Origin of the sequence: Streptomyces sp. NPDC042638, from assembly GCF_040647235.1 — a bacterium.
GTDB lineage: Bacteria > Actinomycetota > Actinomycetes > Streptomycetales > Streptomycetaceae > Streptomyces > Streptomyces rameus.
In genome coordinates this window covers 24,775-31,439 of sequence record NZ_JBEZBT010000073.1, presented here as the reverse complement: position 1 = coordinate 31,439, position 6,665 = coordinate 24,775, and the positions used below count along the sequence as shown (strand labels likewise).

The 6,665-nt window shown below is 70.0% G+C and carries 1 protein-coding gene; it reads right to left on the bottom strand.

The annotated features are described in order from the left end of the window. Nucleotides 1-6,412, bottom strand: a 6,412-nt coding sequence (locus AB0B40_RS34690) for a beta-ketoacyl synthase N-terminal-like domain-containing protein (protein ID WP_362267492.1), incomplete at its 3' end; no start/stop codon positions are given. Between the last annotated feature and the right edge of the window lie 253 nt (nucleotides 6,413-6,665).

The following is a 6,665-nucleotide window of genomic DNA, read 5'->3' as shown; positions in this document are numbered from 1 at the left end:
CGGCGCCGGAGGCCAGCAAGGCCACCCCGCTCCACCGGGTCGCGATCACGTCCTCGTCAGGAAACGCCGATCGGACCGCTGCGTCGAGCAGCGCCGGATGCAGGCCGTAGCGGTCGGCATCCCCGACCGCCTTGTCGAGGGCCACATCGGCTGCCGGGCTGCCGCTAGGCCACAGGGCACCGGAAGTAGGCAGGGTCACCGGGCCGGGCACCAACGTGCCGTGCGCGTGGCGTGTCCACACCGCCTCCAGACCGGCGCTGTCCGGGCGGGAGTACACCTCGACCGGCCGCCGCCCCTGCTCATCAGCCTCCCCGACGGTCATCTGCACGGCTCTGCCACCGCGCAGCGGCAACAGCACCGGCCGGTCCACGGTCAACTCCTCGACCACCGGACTGCCCACCTCGTCACCGAACCGGATGGCCAGCTCGACCAACGCCGCGCTCGGCACGACGACGACGTCACCGACGGCGTGATCACCCAGCCAGGGGTGCGCGTCCACCGACCACCGCGAGGTCGTCATGAAACCACCGGAGTCCGGCCGGCCGACGATCGCCCCGATCAGCGGATGATCAGCACCCGCCTGACCAAGCGCGACAGCATCCACGGCAGGAGTGGAACGCAGCCAGTAATGCTCGTGATCGAAGGCGTAAGTGGGGAGATCGACCTGGGTGGCGGCGGCACTGGCCGGGAGGACACCCGCCCAGGCGACGGGGACGCCTCGGACGAACAGTTCGGCCATCGAGACCAGCAACCGGCCCAGGCCGCCATCGTCACGGCGCAGCGAACCACCGACCACAGCCTCAGTGTCGGTCTGGTCGACGATCTCGCTGACCGGCTGGACCAGGACGGGGTGAGCGCTGGACTCCACGAAGACGGTGTGGCCACCGGCCAGGAGATCGGCGATGGCGGGACCGAAACGGACCTGGCCACGCAGGTTCCGATACCAGTACCCGCCGCCCAGAACACCCGCCTCCCGCACCCACTCACCCGTCACCGTCGAGCGGAAAGGAATCAGCGGGGCTTGGGCACGGATGTCGGAGAACGCCTCGCCCAGGATCTCCTCGATCGCCTCGACATGCCGGGTGTGGGAGGCGTAGTCCACCGCGACCCGGCGCACGCGGACGCCCTCGGCGGCAAGAACCTCCAGCGCCTCGTCGAGAGCCTCGGCATCACCGGCGATCACCACCGAGGACGGACCGTTGACCGCCGCCACCTCGACTCGATCGGCCCACCGCTCGATACGCTCCGCCACTTCAGTCTCGGACAGCGCCACCGACGCCATACCACCCCGGCCCGCCAGACTGCCCGCGATGACCTGGCTGCGTACCGCCACCACCCGGGCGGCATCCTCCAGCGACAACACACCCGCCACACACGCGGCCGCGATCTCACCCTGCGAATGACCCACCACCGCATCCGGCACCACACCGACCGACGCCCACACCGCAGCCAGACCCACCATCACTGCGAAACTCGCAGGCTGCACCACATCCACGCGCTCCAGGAGATCGGCCGGAGCATCCCCTCGCAGCACATCCACCAGCGACCAGTCCACCCACCGCTCCAACGCCGCCGCGCACTCAGCGATCCGCTCCGCGAACACCGGTGAGGAGTCGAGGAGTTCGCGACCCATGCCGGCCCACTGCGAACCCTGACCGGGGAACACCAGAACCGTCCGCCCCGCGACCGCGGCCGACGCCAATCCGCCGGTGACCACACCACGATGAGACTCACCCCGCGCCAGCGCCCCCAGACCCGCCAACGCCTCCTCCCCGGAGTCGGCCACGATCACCGCACGCTCGGACAACACCGCACGCTGACCAACCAACGCCGCGGCCACGTCCGTCAGAGGCACCCGCTCGCCGGACTCCACAAAGGACGCCAACCGCTCCGCCTGCCCCACCAGGGACGCCGCCGAGGCGGCGGACACGACCAACGGCACCACACCATCGACGACGTCCACCGTCAGCTCAGGCTCGACGGGCTCCGCATCGACGGGCTCCGTCTCCGGTGCCTGCTCCAGGATCAGGTGCGCATTCGTCCCACTGAGACCGAAGGACGACACACCAGCGCGGCGTGGCCGGCCGGTGTCGGGCCACTCCCGGGACTCGGTCAGCACCTGGACGGCACCCGCCGACCAGTCCACCTGCGACGATGGAGCATTGAAATGCAGCGTCGCCGGCATCACGCCGTGCTGCAGCGCCTCCACCATCTTGATCACACCAGCCACCCCCGCCGCCGCCTGCGTGTGACCGATGTTCGACTTCAGGGAACCCAGCCACAACGGGCGCCCGGGTTGCCGGTCACGGCCGTACGTCGCCAGCAGGGCCTGCGCCTCGATGGGGTCGCCGAGTACCGTGCCCGTGCCGTGCCCTTCCACTACGTCAACCTCAGCCGCCGAGAGACCAGCCGACGCCAACGCCTTACGGATCACCCGCTGCTGCGAAAGACCATTCGGCGCCGTCAGACCATTCGACGCGCCGTCCTGATTGATCGCGCTGCCGCGGATCACCGCAAGGATCCGGTGCCCGTTGCGCCGCGCCTCCGACAGCCGCTCCAGGACCACGACACCGGCGCCCTCGGCCCAGCCAGTACCGTCCGCGGCATCCGCGTACGACTTGCACCGGCCGTCCGAGGACAGTGCACGTTGCCGCGAGAACTCCACGAACGTGGAGGGGTCCGCCATCACCGTCGCGCCGCCTGCCAGCGCCATGGAGCACTCGCCCTGGCGCAGCGACTGGACCGCCAGATGCATGGCCACGAGGGAGGACGAGCAGGCCGTGTCCACGGTGATCGCAGGGCCCTCGAAACCGAACACGTACGACACGCGCCCGGATGCCACGCTCGACGCCGTGCCCGTCTCGCCGAAGCCCTCGAGTTCCGCCGGAGCCGCACCCGACAGCCCGTACCCTTGTCCCATCAGGCCGGAGAAGATCCCGACGTCACGACCTTTCAGGGTCCCCGGGTCGATCCCGGCCCGTTCCAGCGCCTCCCACGAGGTCTCCAGCAGCAGCCGTTGCTGCGGATCCATGGCAAGTGCCTCACGCGGTGAGATCCCGAAGAACCCGGCGTCGAACAGGCCCGCCTCGTGCAGGAAGCCGCCCTGATCGACGTACGACGTGCCGGTCTTCTCCGGGTCAGCGTCGAACAGGCCGTCCAGATCCCAGCCTCGGTCCTCCGGGAAACCGGACACACCGTCCCGGCCGTCTCTGACCAGCCGCCACAGGTCCTGGGGGCTCGCCACACCGCCTGGAAGGCGGCACGCCATACCCACGATCGCAATCGGCTCCGCGGGGTTGGCGGCCCCGGTCCGATCGGTGTCAGCCGTCGCCTCCCCGGCCGTGTCGTGCAGACCCAGGATCCTGGCCCGAAGGTGTGCGGCAAGGGCCTCGGGAGTCGGGTGGTCGAAGGTCACGGTTGTGGGCAGACGCAGCCCGGTCCGTTCGGTCAGCCGGTTGCGCAGCTCGACGACGGCGAGGGAGCCGAGGCCGAGGTCGCGGAAGGACCGGCCCACCGGGGCTGGTCCGGTGCTCGTGTGGGTGTGGACGGCGGCAGTCTCCTCGCGGATCATCTCGCCGAGCAGGGCGAGCTGGGCCCGCTCGTCCAGATCGGCCAGGCGTGCGCGAAGGGCGGCGGTGATCGTCTCGTCGGCCTGGGCGGTGGCGCGGGGTTCCTGTTCCGTCAGAGTGTCGAGTAGCGTCTGCACTCGGTCGCCGGGGTTGATGGTGCTCGGCCACAGCGCCAGCAGGGCCGGGGATCCGGTCTCGAGCAGGGCGTCGAAGGCGGCGGGGCCCTCGTCCGGCCGGCCGAGGGCCAGCAGCGAGCCGGGCAATCCGTGCAGTCGGCGGTTGCGGACCACGGCCTCGGTGAGGGCGGCGGTGACCACCGTCGAGGCGAGCCCGTCGGACTGCGCGCCCACCAGTGCGGCGGCGTCGGTCACCACGACGAACGCGGTGAGATCGTCGTCGGCGGTGAAGTCATGCAGCGTTCGGGCGAGTTCGGGATCATCAGCGGTGTGGACGACCGCGGTCACTGGACCGGTCCTGGTCAGCGCCTCGTACAACTCCGGCGAATTCGAGCCGTCGGCGACGACGCGGACGATGTCCACCCCCTCCGGCAGTGGCTCGTCCTGGCTCCACTCGTCGTAGGTGTTCGTTGCCTGGACGAGCACGAGGTGTCGTGTTCCGTGCTCGGTGACCAGGTGGCGGGCGAGGACCGAGCCTGTCTTCGTGTCGGCACCTGTAACGACCACGACGCCGTCAATCCCCGGCGTGGCAGGATCCGGCCGGTCGGCGACGGGGAGGCGCACGAGCCTGGGCCGCATCAGTTCCCCGTCCCGTACGGCGAGCTGGGGCAGGCCCGAGGAGACGGCGGCGATCAGCGCCGCGGCGTACTCGGACTCCGGGGTGCGGGCTTCGACGTCGACGATTGTCAGCGGCGCGGCGTCACCCCCATCGGCCTGTGCGGCCAGTGCGGCTGCCCACAGGGCGACTTCGGCGCCATCTGGCGTCTCGTCCCGGTCGGTGACGGCCATCGCGCCCCGGGTGAGGACGACGAGCCGGGACCCGGTCTCTCTGCTCCCTCCAGCACAGGTCGGCGTCAATGTGTCCGCGTCCGCCTCTGCGAGGACCGTCACGTCGGTGGCCGTGTCAGGGGTGGTGCGTGACGTCGAAAGGTCAGCGTATTGCCGTACGTCGGCGACGCCGGCCTTCCGAAGAGCGGCGACCAGGCCGTCGGTGACGGCGGTCCGACCAACTACTGCCCAGCGCAGCTCTTCCGGCGCGTCAGGGGAGACCGCCACCCTGCTCCAGTCCCTCAGCATCAGTCTCTCGTGGTGACCGTCGGCGGCGTAGCGCAGCCGGGCCGGCAAGTCAGCGAGAAGGCGCCGGACGACCTTCCCCGAGGCGGTCCTGGGGATGGTCCGGGCCTCGTATATGCGCTCGGGGAGCTTGTACCGGGAGAGTTGGGTGCGGCAGTGGTCGAGCAGCCGGGCGAGGTCGACGCCGGCCGGACCAGGGACCACCCAGGCGACGGGGACCTCGCCGAGGGTGTCGTGAGGCATGCCGGCGACTGCGACGTCGGCCACGCCCTCGGCCACGCGCAAGGTGGCCTCGATCTCGTCGGGGTGGATGTTCTCACCGCCGCGGATGATGAGATCCCTGAGACGGCCGCAGATGGTCAAGTAGCCGGCTTCGTCGCGCCGGGCCAGGTCGCCGGTGTGGAACCAGCCGTTCTGTAGGGCCTCGGCGGTGGCCTGTGGGTTGTTGTGGTAGCCCACCATGACGTTCGGTCCGCTGACCCAGACCTCCCCCTCGTGCCCGGCGGGCACGTCCTGCCCGGTGCGGGGGTCGACGATCCGGACTCCGACACCGGGCACGGGAAGGCCACAGGAGCCCTCGACCAGGTGGCCGTCGGGCGGGTTGATGGTGATGGCTCCGCAGGTTTCGGTGCTGCCGTAGGCGTCGACGAGGGGGATGCCGAAGATCTCCTCGAAGGAGCGGCGCAGTCCAGGGCCGGTGACGGCACCGCCGACGAGGCCGATCCTGAGATCGGGCAGCGAGAGGCCGGTGCGGCGGGCGCTGCCGACCAGGTGGTGGTAGGTGGTGGGAACGCCGGCCAGGAAGGTGGACCGGTCCTCGCGTAGGGCCGTCAGAATGTCGTCGGCCGAACTGCCGTCCATGATCCGGGCGGTGGCGCCGGAGACGGTGACGGACAGGACGCAGGCAATGTGAGACAGGCTGTGGAAGAGCGGCAGTGGCCACAGCACGCGGTCACGCTCGGAGAGTCCGGGCACGGGAATGTAGCAGGACGCAACGGAGTAGAGGCAGTTGCGCTGCGTGGAAAGGACGCCCTTGGGGCGGCCGGTGGTACCCGAGGTGTAGAACATCCAGGCCACCTCGTCAAGGCCGAGGTTGTCCGGGGCATCGTTGACGGGCTCGGTGGCGGCGAGTTCCTCGAACGGTACGGTGCCCGGGGGCAGCATGTGCCCGGCACGGGCGCCGGGGGCGCCGGCCACGACGACGGACACCCCGCGGGCCGCACGGGGAATTGACTGAAGGAAAGTCTCCGCGTGTGCAGTGCCGGTGAGGGCGAACGACGCTGCGCTGTCGGCCAGCAGGTATTTGATTTCCGCCGGGGCGGCCTGTGGGTTGATCGGTACGCCGATGCCGCCAGCCCGTACCACCGCGAGGTAGCTCTCCACCATCGCCACCGAGTTGCCGAGACACAGAGCCACCCGGTCGCCGCGCCGGACCCCGAGGCCGACCAGGTGACCGGCCAGTCTCCTCGTCCGTGCGTCGAGTTCCCTGTAGGTGACCGCGTACCGGTCGTCCTCGAAAGCGATCTTGTCCGGGAACCGGCCCGCGTTCTCACTCAGGATGACCGGGAGCGGGGTGATCAGGTCGGGAAGCACCTTGACTCGAACTCCTAACCGGCTATCGGGGATGGCCAACTGCTGTTCGGCAAGCGTGTATGTCTGTAGGGGTGAGCCAGCTCGACCGCGTGATGGTCGGCCTCCGAGCTTGCGATGTCTTGGACCGGCTGGGGCAGCCTGAGCAGGGCCGAAGGACTCCGGATGGTCCGCGAAGGTCGAGGACTGACCTGCATGACACTAGACAGGACGGCCTTCGCGGGGCATCCCCTGCTCTGGTAGGTCCCGGTCGAAG